General features: G+C 41.3%; 16 protein-coding genes. 15 read left to right on the plus strand and 1 reads right to left on the minus strand.

Features of this window, described 5'->3' with window-relative positions; all coding sequences use genetic code 11:
• Positions 1-2 precede the first annotated feature (2 nt).
• The 5 genes from AC1Q6O_RS06770 to AC1Q6O_RS06790 all read left to right on the plus strand — a co-directional run bounded on the left by AC1Q6O_RS06770 (position 3) and on the right by AC1Q6O_RS06790 (position 6,408).
• On the plus strand, positions 3-1,682 hold the full coding sequence (locus tag AC1Q6O_RS06770; protein ID WP_107921822.1) for a hydantoinase B/oxoprolinase family protein: 1,680 nt from the start codon (positions 3-5) through the stop codon (positions 1,680-1,682).
• 12 nt (positions 1,683-1,694) lie between these two features.
• Positions 1,695-2,447, plus strand: coding sequence for an IclR family transcriptional regulator (locus AC1Q6O_RS06775; protein ID WP_008180206.1), 753 nt, complete (start codon positions 1,695-1,697; stop codon positions 2,445-2,447).
• 22 nt (positions 2,448-2,469) lie between these two features.
• Positions 2,470-4,044 carry an OPT/YSL family transporter gene (locus tag AC1Q6O_RS06780; RefSeq protein ID WP_089985033.1) on the plus strand — a complete coding sequence of 525 codons (1,575 nt, stop codon included), beginning with the start codon at positions 2,470-2,472 and terminating at the stop codon, positions 4,042-4,044.
• A 16-nt stretch (positions 4,045-4,060) separates the two neighbouring features.
• Positions 4,061-5,104, plus strand: coding sequence for an S-methyl thiohydantoin desulfurase domain-containing protein (locus AC1Q6O_RS06785; protein ID WP_089985031.1), 1,044 nt, complete (start codon positions 4,061-4,063; stop codon positions 5,102-5,104).
• Between the two features lie 689 nt (positions 5,105-5,793).
• Entirely contained in the window at positions 5,794-6,408 is a 615-nt protein-coding gene (locus AC1Q6O_RS06790; protein ID WP_089985030.1) for an HD domain-containing protein, read from the plus strand.
• Positions 6,409-6,617: 209 nt separating this feature from the next.
• Here the strand turns inward: AC1Q6O_RS06790 and AC1Q6O_RS06795 are convergent, their stop codons facing one another.
• On the minus strand, positions 6,618-8,015 hold the full coding sequence (locus AC1Q6O_RS06795; protein WP_492401011.1) for a pyridoxal phosphate-dependent decarboxylase family protein: 1,398 nt from the start codon (positions 8,013-8,015) through the stop codon (positions 6,618-6,620).
• 111 nt (positions 8,016-8,126) lie between these two features.
• Here AC1Q6O_RS06795 and pdxR point away from each other — a divergent pair, with 111 nt between their 5' ends.
• The 10 genes from pdxR (at position 8,127) to AC1Q6O_RS06845 (ending at position 20,577) form a co-directional block, all read left to right on the plus strand.
• The gene (pdxR, locus tag AC1Q6O_RS06800) at positions 8,127-9,602 is read left to right on the plus strand and encodes a MocR-like pyridoxine biosynthesis transcription factor PdxR (RefSeq protein WP_043990709.1); all 1,476 of its coding nucleotides are present in this window, start codon (positions 8,127-8,129) and stop codon (positions 9,600-9,602) included.
• Positions 9,603-9,726: 124 nt separating this feature from the next.
• On the plus strand, positions 9,727-11,613 hold the full coding sequence (locus tag AC1Q6O_RS06805) for an ABC-F family ATP-binding cassette domain-containing protein (protein ID WP_089985026.1): 1,887 nt from the start codon (positions 9,727-9,729) through the stop codon (positions 11,611-11,613).
• A 12-nt stretch (positions 11,614-11,625) separates the two neighbouring features.
• Positions 11,626-12,753: a conserved virulence factor C family protein gene (locus AC1Q6O_RS06810; protein ID WP_008180221.1), complete on the plus strand. Its 1,128-nt coding sequence runs from the start codon at positions 11,626-11,628 to the stop codon at positions 12,751-12,753.
• 287 nt (positions 12,754-13,040) lie between these two features.
• Positions 13,041-14,273, plus strand: coding sequence for a M20 family metallopeptidase (locus AC1Q6O_RS06815; RefSeq protein ID WP_089985024.1), 1,233 nt, complete (start codon positions 13,041-13,043; stop codon positions 14,271-14,273).
• Positions 14,270-15,358 carry a tartrate dehydrogenase gene (locus AC1Q6O_RS06820; protein WP_090001795.1) on the plus strand — a complete coding sequence of 363 codons (1,089 nt, stop codon included), beginning with the start codon at positions 14,270-14,272 and terminating at the stop codon, positions 15,356-15,358. The genes AC1Q6O_RS06815 and AC1Q6O_RS06820 overlap by 4 nt, the downstream gene beginning before the upstream one ends.
• A gap of 1 nt (position 15,359) precedes the next feature.
• Positions 15,360-16,106 (plus strand): SDR family NAD(P)-dependent oxidoreductase, encoded by a 747-nt coding sequence (locus tag AC1Q6O_RS06825; RefSeq protein ID WP_008180228.1) that lies wholly within the window; start codon positions 15,360-15,362, stop codon positions 16,104-16,106.
• Between the two features lie 10 nt (positions 16,107-16,116).
• Complete coding sequence (locus AC1Q6O_RS06830; protein WP_089985021.1) at positions 16,117-17,571, plus strand: aldehyde dehydrogenase family protein; 1,455 nt, start codon at positions 16,117-16,119, stop codon at positions 17,569-17,571.
• A gap of 15 nt (positions 17,572-17,586) precedes the next feature.
• Complete coding sequence (locus AC1Q6O_RS06835; RefSeq protein ID WP_089985019.1) at positions 17,587-18,621, plus strand: ABC transporter ATP-binding protein; 1,035 nt, start codon at positions 17,587-17,589, stop codon at positions 18,619-18,621.
• Positions 18,590-19,567 (plus strand): ABC transporter ATP-binding protein, encoded by a 978-nt coding sequence (locus AC1Q6O_RS06840; RefSeq protein WP_089985017.1) that lies wholly within the window; start codon positions 18,590-18,592, stop codon positions 19,565-19,567. The genes AC1Q6O_RS06835 and AC1Q6O_RS06840 overlap by 32 nt, the downstream gene beginning before the upstream one ends.
• A gap of 38 nt (positions 19,568-19,605) precedes the next feature.
• Positions 19,606-20,577: a P1 family peptidase gene (locus AC1Q6O_RS06845; protein ID WP_089985015.1), complete on the plus strand. Its 972-nt coding sequence runs from the start codon at positions 19,606-19,608 to the stop codon at positions 20,575-20,577.
• Positions 20,578-20,581 lie beyond the last annotated feature (4 nt).

Raw genomic sequence — 20,581 nt, forward strand, 5'->3', positions numbered from 1 at the left:
TCATGAAAAAAGACGTTTTTGCTGTAGAGATTATTCAGGATTCATTGCTAGCCATAGGGGATGAAATGTTTGTCGCTCTAGCACGCTCTTCTATGAGTCCCGTCATCTATGAAGTATTAGACTATGCCTGCGGTTTAACAGATGCACAGGGTAACTTAATTAGCCAAGGAAATGGTGTTACAAGCTTTATTGGTATGCTAAGTCCAATGGTGCAGCGAGTAATTGAAAAATTCGATCATGGACAAAAGTTACATGAGGGCGATGTCATTATTATTAATGACCCGTATGTAGGGGGAGGCTCGCATTTATCCGATGTTGGCTTAGTGCTTCCGATTTTTTATAATGGTGAAATCATTGCTTACTCTGCCAATAAAGCACACTGGACAGAAGTTGGGGGCATGGATCCTGGTTCATTTACAAGTAATTCTAATGAAATCTATCAGGAAGGTCTACAACTGCCAGGTGTTAAACTTTATCATAAAGGTGAATTGAACGAAGCCATTTATGAGATTATCTCGATGAATGTTCGTTTGCCAGAGCTATCTATCGGCGATATGTTTGCACAAGTAGCGGCCTTAAAAACAGGCGAAAGGCGAATTACAGAGCTTTGTCAGAAGTTTGGTGCTGAATCGGTGAGCTTGTCCATTCAAAAACTATTGGACAAGGGTGAAAAAATTGTAGAGCTAGAGCTTCAGCATTTGCCAAAAGGTGAGTTTTACGCGGAGGACTTTATTGAGGGAGATCCATTAAAGGGCGGACCATACCCGATTAAAGTGAAAGTAACGATTAGTAATGAAGAATTTATTTGTGATTTTAGAGGCTCCCACCCAGCGGTGAATGTGCCAGTAAACTGTTCCAAATTTGGTTTAATGGCAAGTGTGCGTGTCATGTTCCTAGCATTACTAGGTGATATTGATGTCATTAATGAGGGAGTCTTTAAACGCTTAACTATTTTAACGGATGAAAATTCCATTGTCTCTGCTAAGCGCCCACATCCAGTATCCATGAACTTTGAGGCACGTATTGGGGCAGCAGATTTAATTTGGAAAGCACTTGCGCCACATTTACCAGAAAGATTATCAGCAGGACACTTACAATCCGTTTGTACATTTATTCTGACAGGTAAAAATCCTGAAAATGATGAGTCATTCCTTATCGTTGAACCATCTGTTGGTGGTTGGGGAGCATCGAATGATGAAGATGGTCAAAGCGGGCAATATTGTATGGGAGATGGTGAAACTTATAATCTACCTGTGGAAATTGCCGAAACGAAATATGGCATTCAAATTGATGAATATAGCTTAAACTGTGACGGTGCAGGTACAGGCCAGTTTAGAGGTGGCTTAGGTGTACGTCGTGTATATACCATCAATAATGATGGTCAAAAGGTTTCAGTCAACTTAGGGAGACACCAATTCGCTCCATTCGGTTTAAGTGGAGGAGGCGAAGGGTCTCATAACTATTTAATCGTTCATAAAAAGGATGGTTCCACAATTGGACCAGTTGGCGTACTAGCCAATTATGAATTGCAAAAAGGCGATCGTATTGAGCTAGTTACAGCAACAGGTGGTGGCTATGGTAATCCACTTGAAAGAAGTAAAGAGGCTATAGAGCGTGATGTGTTAAATGAATATATTTCTGTAGAAGTAGCAAAAAAGCACTACGGTTATCAAAACGCTTAAAGGGAGAAATGAATGACTGTCAAGACATTAAAAAACTCATTAGATATACTAGAGTGTTTTGCGACGACAGAAAATGCATTAGGTGTTCGTGAAATTTCGCGCATGATGAAAATGCCGACAAGTGTCGTACAAAGAGCCATTCATACATTTACAGAAACGGGTTATTTAATTCAGGATGAAGGCACGAAAAAGTATAAATTAGGCTACAAAATGTTCCTTTTTTATGATGTGCTCTCACATACAATGGACCCACACTCGACTATTTATGAATTAATGCAAAATCTTGCAAGTGAAATAAACGAATCGGTGTTTCTCACTTATATGGACAATGAATATGGTGTCACAACAAAAATTGCCGAAAGTAATAAAAATGTAAAGTATGCGGTGTCTTTAGGAACAAAGACACCCCTTTACATCGGTGCTTCCTGTAAAGTCATGTTCGCCTTTTTAGAAGAGGATAGACAGCTTGAATTAATAGCATTTTTTCAAAGCAAGCAATCGAAAGAGGAGCATAATGAATTTCTTGAGACATTAAGGGAAGAGCTACAAAGTATACGCCAAAATAAATGGTGTGTAACCGTTGGTGAATACAATGAACACGCTTTTGGCATCAGTGTACCGTTATTCAACTATAAAAAAGAAATCATCGCATCTCTTACAATTTCTGGGTTAGTATACGATATAGATGATCAAAGGGAGAAATATATGCTTGACCAGTTAGTGAAAGTAGTTCATCAGATACAATCGCATATTTCAAAACTATAACAGCAATAGGGGAGCTGACAGTATGAATAATAAAGTATTACACCCACGGGCTTTGGAGCCTGTAACGCTACTAATGATTATTTTAACATCAGTCATTGGGGCCATTATCGGGATACAGCTGATTACGACTTTAGGAATTTCTGCCAATACATCTATCGTAGGGGCAATATTTGCGATGATTCTAGGAAGAATTCCAATTGGCAAGCTCATTGCATTTAAATCGGTGCATAGACAAAATATAATCCAAACGGCCATTTCAGCCGCAACATTTAGTGCAGCGAGTAGCTTAATGTTGCCAATTGGTATTCCATACGTTTTGGGCTATGAAAATTTAGTATTACCGTTGTTTATCGGTGTTATTTTAGCGATGTTTGTGGATGCTTTATTATTATATAAATTTTTCGATACAAAAATTTTCCCAGCAGCAGGTACTTGGCCACCAGGGATTGCGACAGCTGAAGCAATTAAGGCTGGCGATAAAGGCGGTAAAAATGCCAAAGTATTAGTTGGTGGTGTATTAATCGGTATCGTGGGATCAGTTCTAAAAATTCCAATGTCAGCTTTTGGGGTAGCGTTTATCGGTAATATTTGGGCGCTTACGATGTTTGGGATTGGGCTTTTACTAAGAGGCTATTCGGTTCAATTATTTAATGTTGACTTAAATGCTTATTATATCCCGCATGGGGTTATGATTGGTGCTGGGATTGTGGCACTTTTCCAAGTAGCCTTTGCTTTACTAAATAAAAAATCGATTAAAAAGTCAGAAGAGTTAATCTATTCGAAAGATGCAAAAGAAATTCGCCAAGCCTTTGGTGTTGGGTTTATTGCTTATTTAGCCATTGCCTTATTAATAGCTGTTTTAGGCGGCATTATCACACATATGTCATTTGGGATGTTAATAGGATTTATTCTCTTTGCCACAATCGCAGCATTTGTCCATGAGTTGATCGTTGGTATTGCGGCCATGCATGCGGGTTGGTTCCCAGCGTTTGCAGTGGCATTTATTACATTGATTGTTGGTATTTTAATAGGCTTCCCTGCACCAGCTCTTGCTTTGTTAGCAGGTTATAGTGCAGCTACAGGGGTTGCATTTGCGGATATGGGCTATGATTTAAAAACTGGTTTTATTCTGCGTGGAAATGGTAGTGATCCGGCACTAGAAAAAGAAGGGCGTAAACAGCAAATGATCGCTGGTATGTTGGCGTTCTCGATTTCTGCTATTGTTGTTTTACTATCCTACAAATCCTATTTTGCACAAGATTTAGTAGCGCCTGTTAACCATGTTTATGCGGCAACTATTCAATCTGGTGTTACAGGGGATGTAGCGAAACAACTAATGATTTGGGCAATTCCAGGGGCATTGATCCAATTGATTGGTGGCTCGAAACGACAAATGGGTATTCTTTTTGCTACAGGTTTATTACTGATCAATCCGATTGCTGGATGGGCGGTATTAGCAGGTATCTTACTTCGTGTTATTTTCACATACGTGACGAAAGGTAAGAGAGAATCTGAAATGACTGTCTTTGCAGCAGGTGTTATTGCTGGGGATGCTTTATACAGCTTCTTCTCTTCTATTCTAAAAATAGGGAAATAGAAAGGAGTAATGCTCGATGGCAAAAGTATTAACGTATGAGGATGGAATTGCTGCTGTGTATGGAGGTGCAATCCTTGGCGGAGGCGGAGGTGGCCTCCTAGAGGAAGGACTCAAACTGTTGGAGGAAATTTTTGCAGCCGGGGATCCTCAATTAGTCGATCTGACAGAATTAGATGGCCAAGATTTAGTGGCGTGCGTCGCAATGGTAGGCGCACCTTCAGCAGCCGATCAATATATTTCGAACGAGCAGCTTTGCTGGAGCTATCGCAATATGAACACACATACCAATCACCGTTTAAAAGGCATCATTACCAATGAAAATGGTGCCATCACAACGATTAATGGCTGGTTGCAGTCAGTTTTATTAAAAGTGCCTGTCGTGGATGCTCCTTGTAATGGGCGGGCACATCCAACGGGTATTATGGGTTCCTTAAATCTTCATGAACAGGAAGACTATCAATCAGTACAATTTTACGCAGGTGGCAAAGATGACTTTGCGGTCCAAGGATTTGTGGAAGGCCCACTACAAAACACGGCTAAAACGGCACGACAAGCGTCTATTTTAGCAGGAGGGTTAGTAGGTGTGACGAGGAATCCTGTGACGATAGATTATTTACAGAAACATGGGGCACCGAATGCCATTACAATGGCTATTGAGCTTGGCTATCGTTTCCTCAATGGACAAACCTTTGACGATAAATTGACCCATATTTTGCAGCAATTGAATGGGGTGCATATCGTAACCGGTAAGGTCCAACATTATTCATTAACGAAGGAAAATGGCTTTGACGTAGGGAAATTATCCGTTGGCGATTACGATTTGACGTTCTGGAATGAATATATGACGTTATCGAAAGAAGGACAGCTACAATCGAAATTTCCAGATCTTATCATGACATTTGATACGGAAAAGATGCTGCCAGTTCCAAGTGCGAGCATAAAAGAAGGAATGCATGTGGCGGTCATCCATGTTGATCAATCTCATTTAAAATTAAGTTCAACGATGCAAAATCAAGAGCTATTAAAAGAAATTGATGAGGTCATCAAGGGCGTGTTGTAGGATCTACTGTTAACTAGCAAATAAACTAATAAAAGCTGCCATCATCTACATGACTGTAAGATGGGCAGCTTTTATTCGTCCTTCAGCGGGAAGGTATTACATTTTATCACGATCGTTCCTACTTCCTTTATAACTTCTAACAATTTTGGCTTACATGAATCTTCATTGTGTTTGTACGACTCATTCACGTGGTTTCATAAACTGGCAGTCATCATCGTGTACGATTTTCATTAAAGGGAGGAGCTACGTTCATACAACTTGAAGAAGGTAACAACCAATAACGAAAAACAATTACACATGGCTTCCATTTAATAATAACCTTTTGGTCGTAAAAACAACTAACTTGTTGTTCACAATTTTCGGCTGTACATCATGCTATGCGGGTTAAACAAAGAATTTCTAAGGGAAAGTGTTCACTTTTATTTGTTTGATGATTGGTTTTCTTTACTTATGTCATCTTGCAAACATACTATTCAATTGTAAGCCCGCTGAAGTTGATATTCATTCTGTCAAACACATAGCTGTTTGTACATAGCTGAAAAATATGAGGTACAGAACAAATTGTTTGTTCTGCAAGTTTATCTTATAATATTCTGAAAAATTAGTCAATTGAAAAGGTATTGATTTTTTATTTTTCGTGAGGGCTATAAATACAGTATAATCGTGTAGGAAGGGAATGAGTTTGAACTATGGATTATTTAATGAGTAAAGTACGAGAAATTTATGAACAGTTTGACGCTAGCCATGATTTCCAACATATTGAGCGTGTCTATCAAAATGCACTAGCGATCTTACATACAGAGCCAGCAGCAGATGCAGAAGTTGTTAAAATTGCAGTGCTGCTGCATGATGTAAGCGACAAAAAGTATACCGATAGTAAGGAACAGGAGGAACAGCTTATTGCAGAGCTCCCTGTTAGCGAGGAAAAAAAGCAACATATTCGAGATTGTATTGCACAAGTATCGTTTAATGGTGGAAATGAGCTAGAGGCTACATCCATGGAAGCGAAAATCGTTCGCGATGCAGACCGTTTAGATGCAATTGGAGCCATTGGCATCGCTCGAACATTTGCATATGGTGGTGCGAAAGACCGCAAGCTTTATGATAAGGATGAAGAAGCACGCACAAATATGTCGGAATCAGAATATCGTCAAAAAAATACGTCATCTGTCACTCACTTTTACGAAAAGCTATTGCTCCTAAAGGATTTAATGGTAACGGAAAAGGGCAAGCAAATGGCACTTGAACGTCATCAATTTATGGAAAGCTTTTTACAGCAATTACAACATGAAATAGGTCAATAAAACAACACGAACCGCCTTTCAATTGAAGGCGGTTTGTGTTGTTTTATTTGCATATTTGTTTGACATAATCATTTTATTGTAATTTGAAGTTTTTTAAAATGAAATATGCAGTACTCCCATATTGTGCGATTTCATAGCTGGTAAATCGTAATAAATTTTTACAAATATATTTGTGCATTCGCCCTTGTTATTCATTTGGATATCATCGATTAGAGGGACTCGCGGAAAAAGGATTGTATGGCTGTCGTTAGTGCTTCCCAAATAATAGTTAGATCTTCTGTGGTTGTACGCCAATTGCTGAAAGCCGCACGTATAGCTGGCACACCTTGGTAAACAGTTGGTGTCATGAACACTTTGCCTTGTTGATTTAATGTCGTCAAAAATTGTTTGCTCATTTCGGCTGTTAATGCCTCATGATTTATGGCAAAGCACACAACATTTAAACGAACAGGGGCTAGCAAAGTAAATTGGTCACTTTGCTCTATTTTTTGACCAAGCTGCTGAGCTAGCAGTATATTTTGTTCGATTAACTGTTGATAGCCTTTTTTACCATAAGCTTGTAGGGAGAACCAAGCAGGCAACGCCCGGAATCGTCGTGAATTTTCAGGGGTAAGATCACTAAAATTCGGATTCTCAAGCGAGCTACCAAGGTAGGCAGCATTATTTTGAAATACAGCTACTTGTAACGATTGATGTCGGGTGAATTGCATAGCCGCATCATAAGGGACATTCAGCCATTTATGTGCGTCAATCGTAATAGAATCAGCATGGTTAATGCCCTCGACTAAGTGATGATACTTTTGTGAACAAGCAGCAAAGCCTCCAAAAGCCGCATCTACATGAAGCCAGAAATTATAGCGCTTTTTGAGCTTGCCAATTGCTAGTAAATCGTCAAAATCAACCGTATTGACGGTTCCCGCATTTGCTACGACAACACAGGGTTCTTGTTGATTGTCCTCAAGGAATTGTTGTAATTTTGTGATATCGATCGCTTCACGCTGTTCCTGACATGGAATAAGATGAATAGACTTTCTCCCAATGCCAAGCATAGAAGTTGCTTTGACAATACTTGAATGTGGCGTACCACTGACAATCTTTATAGGTGGGATATCATATAACCCATCCATCGCAGTGCTTTTCCCATAGTATTGCGCCACCCACTCTCTTGCTTGTGCAAGTCCTACGAAATTAGCCATCGTAGCCCCGCTGACAAATGTTCCCTGAAAATCCTCACTCACTAGCAATAAATCCTTTAACATATCAATCGTCGCTAATTCCATTGAGCCTGCTACAGAATCTTGGGTATTGGATAGATTTTGATCGTAAATACTGACTAACCAATCTCCAACAATCGAAGCAGGCGTAGCCCCACCTGTAACAAACCCTAAATATCTTGAACCTGCACTGGCGCTTAAGCCTTCAGCATAATGCTGTGAAAAGTATTGAAGTATCGACTGAGCGCCATGTCCTACTTCAGGAAGTGTTGAAGCTGGTACGTTATAAGCTTGACTTGTTACGGCTCTTTCTTCAAGACTGGTAAAAAACTTGGCAGCATGGTGCACAACATCCGTTAAAATCGTTTCAATATTTTCCTGATCTTGCTTCATGTTCGTCATGGATCATCATTTCCCTTCATTTTAAATTTAGCTATTTCTGCCTCTACACTATATAGTGATATATATAACAGTCAAATTATGACTATAACAGTTGGAGGGTCAATGAAAATAAAGCTAAACCGTCAATCAGATCAAACCTTAATCCATCAGATTTCAAATATTATGACAGAAAAAATACGATCAGGTTTTCTACAGGAGGGGAGTCAATTACCTTCTATTCGGAGCTTTTCTAAAGAAAATCAAGTGAGCCCTGTAACGATTAGCAAGGCTTATGCATTGTTAGAAAGAAATGGGTATATTCAAGTGGTACATGGCAAGGGGGCATTCGTGCGTAAAAATGAACTGGGGAGCATCCATGTGAGCCAACGTAATTACAATTGGCAATTAGCGATCCCCGACTACATTCAACGTTCACAATCCATGTTAAATAAAGGAACAGAGTATGCGCTGAAATTTTCAAGTGCAACCATCCATCCGGGGTTATTACCCTCAGTTTATTTGACGAATGAAATCGTGGCAATTTTACTCGCGGATCCTCAGATTGTTACGCGCTATGGGGCTGTACAAGGTGATGAAGATGTACGAAAGGCAATTCGGGACTATGTCCAAAAGTATGGTGACATTGAAACAACACCTCAAGAAATTATTGTGACAAATGGTGTTCAACAAGGAATTGATGTAGTGGCTAGAACATTTATTGGACCAGGAGACATTGTCATTACCGAAGCTCCTACCTATACAGCAGCAATCGATGTCTTTAGAAATCGTGGAGCCCATATTATTCCGATTCCAGTAGATGCAGAAGGTATGCAGACAACTATTCTAGCGACATTATGTTTAAGCAAACAACCAAAACTGATCTATACAAACCCAACATTTCAGAATCCTACAGGAACTGTTTTAAGCGAAACTAGACGAAGAGAGTTACTAGACCTTGCCCAACAATACGGCTTTCTTATTGTAGAGGATGATTCATGGAATGAAATTTATTTTGACGATAATCCACCGCCACCTACTCTTAAAGCGTTAGATGAAAGTGGTCATGTTATTTATTTAAAAGGATTTAGCAAATCGTTAGCACCTAGTTGTAGAATTGGAGCCATCATCTCGAATGGCACTGTCCATCAAAGGCTCCTATCAGCCAAATCCTTTGCCGATTCGGGCAATCCACTATTAACACAAAAGGCATTGATTCCTTTTTTACGATCAGAACGCATGCATGTCCATTTAGAAAAATTACGCATTGCGCTTGAAGTAAGAAGAGATCAGACGATTGCAATATTGAACAAATATGCACCACAAGGCGTTACGTGGATGGAACCAAAAGGAGGGTTAAATATTTGGGTGTCTCTGCCTAGTAATGGCAATACAGATGAACTGTTGTTTAAAGCGCAGCAAGCCCATATTACTTTTTTACCCAGCTCTGCTTGTTATCCGGGAGAGCCTCAATATCACCATATGAGAATTAGTTATTCCTATCCAGAACCACATGAACTAGAGCAAGGAGTCATGAAACTTTGTCAGATAATGCACACGTATTTACAGGAGAATAGGAACATTGATAGGACAAACCATTGATAGTTTGTTGTTCTTTGTTTACATGTCAATTGATGTTATGATGAATATTGGATATCAATAATCGTCTACATAAAAGTAGTGAGGGCATGAACAATACCTAACATGAAAGAGATGGAATAGTGGAATGAGTCATTTAATTGTACAAAATTTAACAAAAACTGTTGGCGATAAAACGCTTTTTGAAAATATTGAATTTACCATTTATGAGGGTGAGCGAGCAGGCCTAATCGGTATTAATGGTACGGGGAAATCAACCCTGTTATCGATCTTAGCAGAGGATATCGAAGCGGATACCCTCACAATGGATCGCCCCAATAAATACCGTGTCGCATATTTACCACAGGAACCGACATTCCAATCAGGAGAAACGGTTTTACAAGCAGTCTTTGCTGGTGACTCACCGGTTTTACAACTGAATCGTCAATATGAGGAAACAGTGGCTGAACTAGCAGTAAATCCTACATCTGAAAGTTTGCAAAAGACTTTATTTGGCTTGCAGCAGCGTATGGATGAAGAGCAGGCATGGGATGTCAACGCGCTTGCAAAAACAGCCTTAACAAAGCTTGGCATTGAAACATTTGATAAAGAAGTGCTAACGCTCTCAGGCGGTCAGCAAAAACGAGTAGCATTGGCTAAAGTATTAATTGAACCAGCAGACCTCTACCTATTAGATGAGCCGACCAACCATTTGGATGTGCAAGCAACAGAGTGGCTTCAAGAGATGGTGCTACGACTAAAGGGCGCAGTTATTTTTATTACCCATGATCGTTATTTCTTGGATGAATTATCGACACATATTTACGAACTAGCCGATCAAACCCTGTATCGTCATACAGGAAATTATGGTGATTTTTTAGAGGCCCGAGCCATCCGTGAGGAAATGAAGGCGGCTTCTGCTCAGAAGGATCGCAACCGTTATCGTTCAGAGTTGAAATGGATTCGTCGCGGTGCGAAGGCACGCTCCACTAAACAAAAAGCGCGTATCCAACGCTTTGAAAAGTTGGAGGATAATTTAGAGCGTAGATCTGAGGACGTTTCATTGGAAATAGGACTTGCTACAACACGTTTAGGGCGTAAAGTGCTAGAGGCTGAAAGTATTTCGAAAGCATTTGGCCAGCAAAAGATTTTAGATAACTTTTCATTTTTACTCCAGCAAGGGGACCGTATTGGCATAATCGGCGCGAATGGTGTAGGAAAATCTACTTTATTGAACATGCTAGCAGGAGAGCTTTCACCAGACCAAGGTGAAATTCTTGTTGGATCAACAGTAAAGCTAGCTCATTTCAAGCAAACTTTACCGAAAATGAATGAAAATGAGCGTATGATTGAATATATACGTGAGGCTTCGAATGACATTACAGATGCAGAGGGTGTCCGCTATTCAGCGGCTCAGATGCTAGAGCGCTTTTTATTCCCATTACATGCTCACGGTACACCGATTGGTAAATTATCAGGCGGTGAGCGCAAGCGCCTTCATTTATTACGTTTATTAATGGAGCAGCCTAATGTTTTATTATTAGACGAGCCAACCAATGATTTAGATATTGAAACTTTGGGCGTGCTAGAGGATTTCATTGAGCATTTCCCAGGCGTAGTCATCACGATTTCCCATGACCGTTTTTTCCTAGATCGTATTGCGAAAAAGCTATGGATCTTGGATGGAAAAGGGCAGGTAGAGGAAACGCTGGATCTGTATAGTGAGTATTTGGAGAAGCGTGAGCATACGGCTACTGCGAAAGTTGAGGCACCGAAGGCTGAAAAGCCGAAGTCCGAAAAACCAAAATCTGATAAGAAAAAGCTATCGTTTAAAGAGCAAAAAGAATGGGAAACGATTGCAGATGATATTGAAAAAACAGAAACAGCTATTATGGAGACTGAAGAGGGAATCGCTAATACTGGTTCAGATTTTACAAAACTACAGGAATTAACAGCTCAGCTTGATGAGCTCAATGCACAGTATGAACATCTGATTGAAAGATGGTCTTATTTAGATGAAATTGTTAATGGATAAGGAGCGATAGACATGAAGATTATTACAATTGAACCGACACCAAGTCCCAATTCTATGAAGATTGTTGTTGATACAGAGCTACCGTTCGGGAAAAGCTATAATTTTACAAAGGATAATAAAGATGAAGCAACTGGCGAAGCAGCAGCTATTTTAGCCATTGAGGGGATAAAGGGCGTTTATCATGTAGCTGATTTCTTTGCGGTGGAGCGTAATGCCAAATATGCATGGGAAGGTATTTTAGCAAGTATCCGTCAAGTATTAGGTGAAGACGTTGAAACGCAAGATGAAACAATAGTAGCTAATGAGTTTTACGGGGAAGTTTATGTCCATGTTCAGTTCTATAAGCAAGTACCACTACAAGTAAAAGTGTTTGATAACCAACGTGAACATCGTGTGAGCTGTGGTGATCGTTTTGTCGATGCTTTTAATCAAATTATTGAATCAGCAGTAGATGAAAACTATATTTTCCAGCGTAAATGGATTGATTATGGTGTGCGCTATGGCGAATTAGAAGAAATCGCAGAAGCGGTCAAACAGGAAATTGATGTCACATATTCTGTAGAACGATTAGCAGAAATTGTTGCTGCGCTTAATAATGACGATGAAAAAGCTATCGTTCAATCAAATAAGCTGAAAATAACGGTGGAGCAGTTCCAACAACCGGAATGGGAGAAACGCTTCCAGTTATTAGACCAAATGGCTGATCCGGAGCTGGATGATTTACCACTTTTAGATGTAGCTTTACAGGATGAGCAAATGTCGATTCGTCGTCTAGCAACTGTATATTTAGGGATGGTTGAAGATGTTACGGTAGTTCCGTATTTAGAAAGAGCCCTTCAGGATAAAAGTGCTGCCGTGCGACGTACAGCAGGCGACTGCATGAGTGACCTTGGCTTTGTAGAATTTGAAAGCGCCATGCAGCAAGCCCTACAAGATAAGAACAAATTGGTACGCTGGCGTGCAGCGATGTATTTATATGAGGCTGGTACAGAACAATCATTACCAGTATTAAAAGCGGCCGCAGATGATAAAGAATTCGAAGTGAAGCTACAAGTGAAAATGGCGATTGCCCGTATCGAGCAAGGTGAAGAGGCAAAAGGCTCCGTTTGGAAGCAAATGACCGAATCTCGCCAACAATAGTTATGTAAGAAATAAACCAGCAGCCGCTGGTTTTTTTATTTTGTGGGGAGAGTTTTATTCCAAGGAAATGAAGATACTCAATATCCTGATTATCATAGATGCATCTTCTTTGGATTATCAAAAATAGGTGTAAAGTAGAAAAAAAAGTTGTTTTTTAGCGATTTATTGCTAAACAAAAAGTTAAGGTCATTCTATGAATCATTAACATATTGTCTAGTTTCATAGAGAAGGGTCAATGTTAAAATAACATAAATTCAGAATATTCCCTAAAATAGGAGGTCCTTTGCATGACAATAACTAGTTTAAAAACAACCAAATCGTACGTGCGAGATCGGGAGGCGGTCATCGCGTTAACACAAAAGCTAGTACGAATTGAAAGCGTTTACCGTGAGAATGATCCAAAGGGTAATGAAGAAGAGGTGGCACACGTTGTTGCGGCGTATTTACGGGATATTGGCATAGAGACACATGTTGAGGAGGTTGTGCCAGGACGACCGAATGTTATTGGTATTATTGATTCGGGCAAGCCTGGGAAAACATTACTTTTTGAGGGTCATACAGATGTTGTGACGGAGGGTAATCGTGATGCATGGGCATACGATCCATTTGGAGCAGAGATTGTTGAAGGACGTATGTATGGTAGGGGAACAAATGATACGAAGGGCAATCTCGCTTGTATGATTACTGCCTGTCAATCATTATTACTAGATCAGGAAGAATTTACAGGCAAGATTATTTTATGTATCCCTTGTGATGAAGAGGGGCTCATGCTAGGCATTAAGCATTTTATTAAAAACGGCTGGGCAGACGGAGTAGATGGGGCTATTATTTGCGAGCCACAGGAAAACAATGTATGTATTGCACAGCGTGGGGCCATTCGTTTACAGGTTGATATTTTCGGTAAGATGGCACATGGCGCGATCTCGTGGAGTGGCATTAATCCAAACTGGCGAATGGCACGATTGATTGTAGAGCTGGAGAAACTAGAAAAAGAGGAGCAGGCTCGGTTAGGCCGTGACCCGATGCTGAATTGGCCATCTATTACGCCAACGATATTACGTGCGCCTGTTAAAGGAGATGCACAAATCAATGTCATTCCTGATCACTGTATGACGACGCTTGATATTCGTACAGTTCCTGCCCAAGATCATGATGAATTACTAGGAAAAATCGACGCAATTATTAAACGCTTACAGGCAGATGATCCAGATTTTAATGTGGAACTAACGATCCTTGATAATCGACCTGCTACAGCAACGGCTAAGGAGGAAGCTGTTGTACAGGCCATATACGAGGCAGTGGCAGAGGTGACAGAAAAGGAACCTAAGTATAACGGTGTTCCTGGTGCAACAGATGGTACGTTTCTTCACGTCCATGGTATTCCAATAGTGACGGTTGGTGCAGGAGATCGTGAAATTCCTCATCAAATCAATGAATATGTAGATATTGAAGAATTGGCGGAAACAACAGCTATTTATCGTTTAGCGGCATTAAAATTTTTGGCTGGTGATGCACAATGACAACAATAAAAATGGCGGTCATACCAGGGGATGGCATTGGAAAAGAAGTGATGCAGGAAGCATTAAAGGTTGTAAAATGTGTGCAAGAACGGGATTCATCCTTACAAATTACAACGATGGTTTTTCCGTGGAGCTCTGATTATTATTTAGCACACGGTCGCATGATGCCAGAGGATGCACTGGAGACACTACAAAAATATGATGCGATATTATTTGGAGCTATTGGTGATGCTCGCGTACCAGATGATGTCACGGTATGGGAACTCATTATGCCGATTCGGAAAAATTTCCAGCAGTATGTGAATTTCCGTCCTATTAAGTCATTGCCAGGGATTTCCTCACCTCTGGTTGGCGGGAACGATATTGATTTTGTCATTTTCCGTGAAAATGCTGAGGGGGAATATTCGGATAGTGGGGGTCGACTATATCAACAGCAGCCACAAGAAATGACGATTCAAAATACGATTATGACGCGTATTGGGATTGAAAAAATTGTTCGAGCAGCCTGTGAATATGCTCAGCAGCATGGGAAAACCAAGCTGACAAGTGCGACAAAATCTAATGCGATTATTCATTCCATGAAATTTTGGGATGAGCATACAAGAAAAACAGTGACACAAATTGCACCAGAACTACAGCTTGAAGCCATTTATATCGATGCATTAGTTGCTTATTTTGTCGAACGACCACAGGAATTTGAAGTCGTTGTGGCTTCCAATTTATTTGGCGATATTTTATCTGATTTAGGCTCTGCCATTGTTGGGGGGCTGGGCTTATCTCCTTCAGCCAACTTAAATCCAGAGAAGACATTTCCATCAATGTTTGAGCCTGTGCATGGTTCAGCGCCAGATATAGCAGGCAAGGGAATTGCCAATCCAATCGCTCAAATATGGTCGCTCGCCTTACTGCTAGGACATCAAGGCAGAAAGGATTTAGAACATTTGATTGTCCAAGCTATTAGTAAAGTGCTAGAAGAAGGCGTCGTGAAAACAGCTGATATTGGTGGACAAGCAACAACAGCACAAATGGGCGATGCGATTTGTCAGGAAATCATTCATATGACTTTAACAGCAGGGGGTGTATAGTATGACAACTGAGCCTAAGGTGATTGTTGTGACAGGTGCAGGTGGCGGAATGGGAAAAGCCATTATGGAAGAACAGCTTAAGCAAGGTAATCTGGTTATAGGGCTTGATGTATCTGTAAAGGCGCTGTCCAATTTAACACATGATTCCCTGCAATGCTTTGAAGTCAATGTATTGCAGGAGGAGCGAGTGAATGACATCTTCCAGCAAATTGTTGATAAGTACGGGAGAATTGATGGGCTTGTCAATGCACTTGGGATTGCACAGGCAGCAACGCCAATTGAACAAGTAACGATGGACGAGTGGAATCGCTTAATGGATGTCAATGTAAAAAGTTTATTTATTACAGCAAAAGCTGTTGTCCCCTTTATGAAAAAACAGCAAAAGGGGTCTATTGTTACGATTGCTTCCATATCAGCAGTTCGCCCTAGACCTGGCTTACAAGCCTATATTGCATCGAAGGGTGCAGCGGAAAGCTTTACGAGAGGGCTAGCGATTGAGCTGGCACCAAACCAAATTCGAGTTAATACGATTCATCCTGGGCCTGCCGATACACAAATGCTTGGGCAATTTGCCGCACAGGGCGCCGATGTTGAGCAAACAAAGCAAAGTGTGTTTGTGCAATCTGTCCCATTAGGACGATTGGTGAAGCCTTCTGATATAGCAGGAGCCGTTAGTTATTTATTGTCTGATGCAGCTAGCATGGTCACGGGGACGACCTTACATGTAGATGGTGGTCGTGGATTATAGGAGGGATACGATGAGAATTATTCCTATGTTAATTAATGGGGAATGGATTTATGGTGATGCAGAAGCATTGCTAGATGTGGGCAATCCATCAACGGGAGAAATCATTGCGCAAATTAGTAATGCGAGTCAAGCGCATGTAGAAGAAGCGGTGCGATCAGCAAGGAGAGCCTTTGAAAGTGATGAATGGCGTCAATGGAAGGCTTTTGAACGAGGCCAGTTATTAATCGACTTCGCTCATTATATTCGTCAGCATGCCGAGGAATGGAGTCTACTAGAATGCCGGGACGTAGGTAAACCTTTAACGCAAGCAAGGGCAGATATTGAAGCGGCGGCTCGGTATTTTGAATTTTACGGTGGAGCGGCTGATAAGGTGATGGGGGATACGATTCCAATTGAGGATGGCCTATTGAATGCAGTAGTGCTCGAACCCGTTGGTATTACTGTACATATCGTGCCATGGAACTATCCGATTCAAATAACAGCACGAAGTGTCGCTGCGGCCATTGCTACAGGCAATGCAGTTATTGTGAAAAGTGCGGAAGATACGCCACTAACAACACATGCCATCACGGAGTGGCTTGCAGAAAAACTGCCAAAAGGGATCTTTCAACATATTACTGGCTTAGGAAGAGATGTGGGTCCGTATTTAACATCACATCCTGATATTAATCATATTACCTTTACGGGGTCGGTCCCTACTGGGGTTGCAGTGATGAAGGCAGCAGCGGAAAATGTTGTCCCTGTAACATTAGAGCTTGGTGGAAAATCACCCAATATTGTTTTTGCAGATGCCAATATAGAGCAAGCATTGGATGGGGTAGTGCGGGCTATTATTCAAAATTCAGGGCAAACATGTTCTGCTGGGGCTCGACTACTCATTGAAGAAAGTATAAAAGATACATTTCTCCCACAATTAGTACAAAAATTTCAAGCGATACAGGTGGGGCCAGGTGAGGCGGACATGGATATGGGGCCGTTACTCAATGAACGTCAGTATACAAAAATTACTACATTATTACAGCAAGCAAAGAAAGATGGCTATGTCATCACTGGTGGAGAGCCGTTGATGATGGAAGGGTATGAAAATGGCTTCTATGTGCAGCCAACTATACTAGATGGTGTACAGCCGAATGATCCTTTAGCGCAGGAGGAAATTTTTGGACCCGTGCTGACGGTTTTAACATTTACGAGCGTGGAGGAAGCCATTACTCTTGCCAATAGCACAGATTATGGCTTAGTAGCGGGTGTTTGGTCACAGAATATCGATACAGCTCATTATGTGGCGAGTCGTGTACAAGCAGGACAAGTATTTATTAATAATTATGGGGCAGCCGGTGGTATTCAAATGCCGTTCGGAGGCTATAAAAAAAGTGGGATTGGTCGAGAGAAGGGCTTTGTTGCTCTGCGGAACTATACGCAAATGAAAAATATTGCCATACGCTATGCACCACCTATTCAACGCTGACAGGGAGGGACGCCTATGGAACATGCAAAAGATAAACAAGTGCTCTTAGAGGTCAATCAATTATCGATTCGATTCCATTTGAAGAATGGCAAAGAGGCAAAAGTGGTAGACGATGTGAGCTTTACCATTCATAAGGGAGAAACGGTTGCATTAGTGGGAGAATCGGGCAGTGGCAAAAGTATTACCTCCTTAGCAATTATGCGTTTACTGCCAATCCCTCCTGGGGAAATTACAGCAGGAACTATCAACTTTAACGGCAAAAATCTATTAGCCTATAAAAATAAAGAGATGAGCCATATTCGTGGCAATGAAATTAGTATGATTTTTCAAGAGCCTATGACTTCATTAGACCCGGTATTTACGATCGGCAATCAAATGATCGAAGGCATTCGTAGACATCAAAAGGTTTCAAAAAAAGATGCTTGGCAAAAAGCATTACAATTATTAAAGGAGGTGGGGATTGCCAACGCGGAGAAGGTAATCGCCGAATATCCTCACCAATTATCAGGGGGAATGAGGCAACGTGTCATGATTGCCATTGCGATGTCAAATAATCCCCAGCTATTAATTGCGGATGAGCCGACTACAGCATTAGATGTAACCGTACAGGCGCAAATTTTAAAGCTGATGATGAAAATGAAGGAAGAACATCAATCAGCGATTTTATTCATTACCCATGATATGAGTGTTGTCGCAGAAACAGCGGACCGTGTCATGGTTATGTATGCCGGGCAAATAGTGGAGGAGGCCCCTGTAAGAGAGCTTTTTTTAAATCCTCAGCACCCTTATACAGCAGCGCTGCTAAAAACAATGCCGAGTCTTGAAACAGAGGTGAAAAGACTGCCATCTATTCCTGGTACTGTGCCACCCGCATATGCATTACCAAAGGGTTGTCGCTTTGCACCCCGATGCCCGCATGCTATGGCGCAATGCCATCAGGATAGTCCGACCATACACTATATTCAAGAGACACATAAAGTGCGCTGTCATTTATTCACAGAGAAGGGGGAGCTGGCACATGACGAAGAAAGAAGTTTTGCTGGAAATTAATCATTTAAAAGCTTACTTTCCTGTGAAGCGCAAGTCTATGAAAGAAGAGAAAAAGATGGTCAAAGCGGTTGATGATATTTCCATTGAAATTTATCGGGGAGAGACGCTAGGCATTGTAGGCGAATCTGGCTCAGGAAAATCTACATTTGGACGAACGATTTTGAAGCTCGTTGAACCAACAGCCGGAGAAGTATTATATAAAGGACAACCGATCCAGCATTTAAAAGGCAATAAGCTTCAATCGTATCGCAATCAAATGCAAATGATTTTTCAAGACCCCTTTGCCTCACTAAATCCTAGAATGCGCATTGGAGCGATTATTGAGGAACCGATGAAATTACAATTAACATTGACGAAGGAACAGCGAAAAGAACGCGTGAAGGAATTGCTACAAAAGGTTGGACTTCCTGAGGATGCCATGCAAAAATTTCCTCATGAATTTTCAGGAGGTCAGCGACAAAGGATTGGGATTGCAAGAGCTCTTGCCATTCATCCAGAATTCATTATTGCGGATGAGCCAGTATCGGCATTGGATGTGTCTGTGCAATCACAAGTCCTTAACTTAATGATGGATTTACAGGATGAATTTCAGTTAACTTATTTATTCATTTCCCACGATTTAAGCGTTGTGAAGCATATAAGTGACCGTGTGGCGGTGTTGTACTTAGGACGGGTTGTGGAAATAGGAACGAAAAAGGAGCTATACGCTCATCCATTGCATCCTTATACACAAGCATTGCTATCTGCTATTCCAGTCGTCAATTTTGATGAGTCAAAGCAAGAAGTACTTTTACAAGGTGAACTACCTAGCCCGATCAATCCACCTGTTGGCTGTGTTTTTCATACGCGTTGTTCACATGTCATGGAAAGATGTCGGCAGGAGAGGCCTAAGCTTCAAGAGGAAAATGCAAATCAGCGAGTCGCTTGCTTTTTATATGATAAATAATCTGAATATTTAATTTATTGGGGAGTGGAGGGGTTGATATGTTTGGCAATATTACCGATGTTCCTGGTATCAAGGTGGGGCATCGTGAAAATGAAGAGGGGATTACAGGCTGTACGGCTCTATTAATGGAAGGCGGGGCAGTGTGTGGGGTAGATGTTCGAGGGTCTGCACCAGGTACTCGTGAAACGGATGCATTAGATCCCATCAATGAAATTGATCGTGTGCATGGTATTTGTCTGTCAGGGGGCAGTGCCTTTGGATTAGATGCTGCCACAGGAGTCATGCAATTTTTAGAGGAGCAAGGGATTGGGGTTGATGCAGGTGTTGCCAGAATTCCGATTGTGCCAAGTGCCGTCCTCTTTGACTTATTTATTGGCGATCCTCAAGCTCGACCTACAGCACAAATGGGCTATGAAGCGGCCCAAGCGGCCCAAGTAGGTTCATTTCAAAATGGCAATATTGGCGCGGGCTATGGGGCAACGGTAGGTAAACTGGCAGGACCAGACTTTGCCATGAAGGGTGGACTTGGTAGTGCATCAATTGCGGGCAAGGATGGGCTCATTGCTGGGGCTATTGTGGCTGTTAACGCAGTAGGTGATGTCAAGAATCCTAATACACGGCAAATTTTAGCGGGAGCGAGAAATCCTCAAACAGGACAGTGGTTGGATTGCTGTGCCTATCTCGAACAGCATGCACAATCAGAGGCACTTGCTGGCACGAATACAACCATTGGCGTAGTAGCGTTGAATGCAAAATTAACGAAGGCAGAAGCAAAAAAGATTGCCCAGCTTACGCAAAACGCTCTTGCCCGAACGATTTATCCTGTCCATACGATGCTTGATGGCGATACTATTTTTGTGCTAGGTACTGGAGAGCGGACATTTGCGCTAGATTACTTGGGACATTTAGCGACTAAGGTGATGGAGGAAGCTATTCTTGCTGGTATTCAAGCGGCAGATAAATTGGCAGGGGTGGAAAGCTATACAAGCATTCAAAAGATAAGCACTTAGGAGA

It is taken from the genome of Lysinibacillus sp. GW823-FHT06C08, assembly GCF_058795135.1.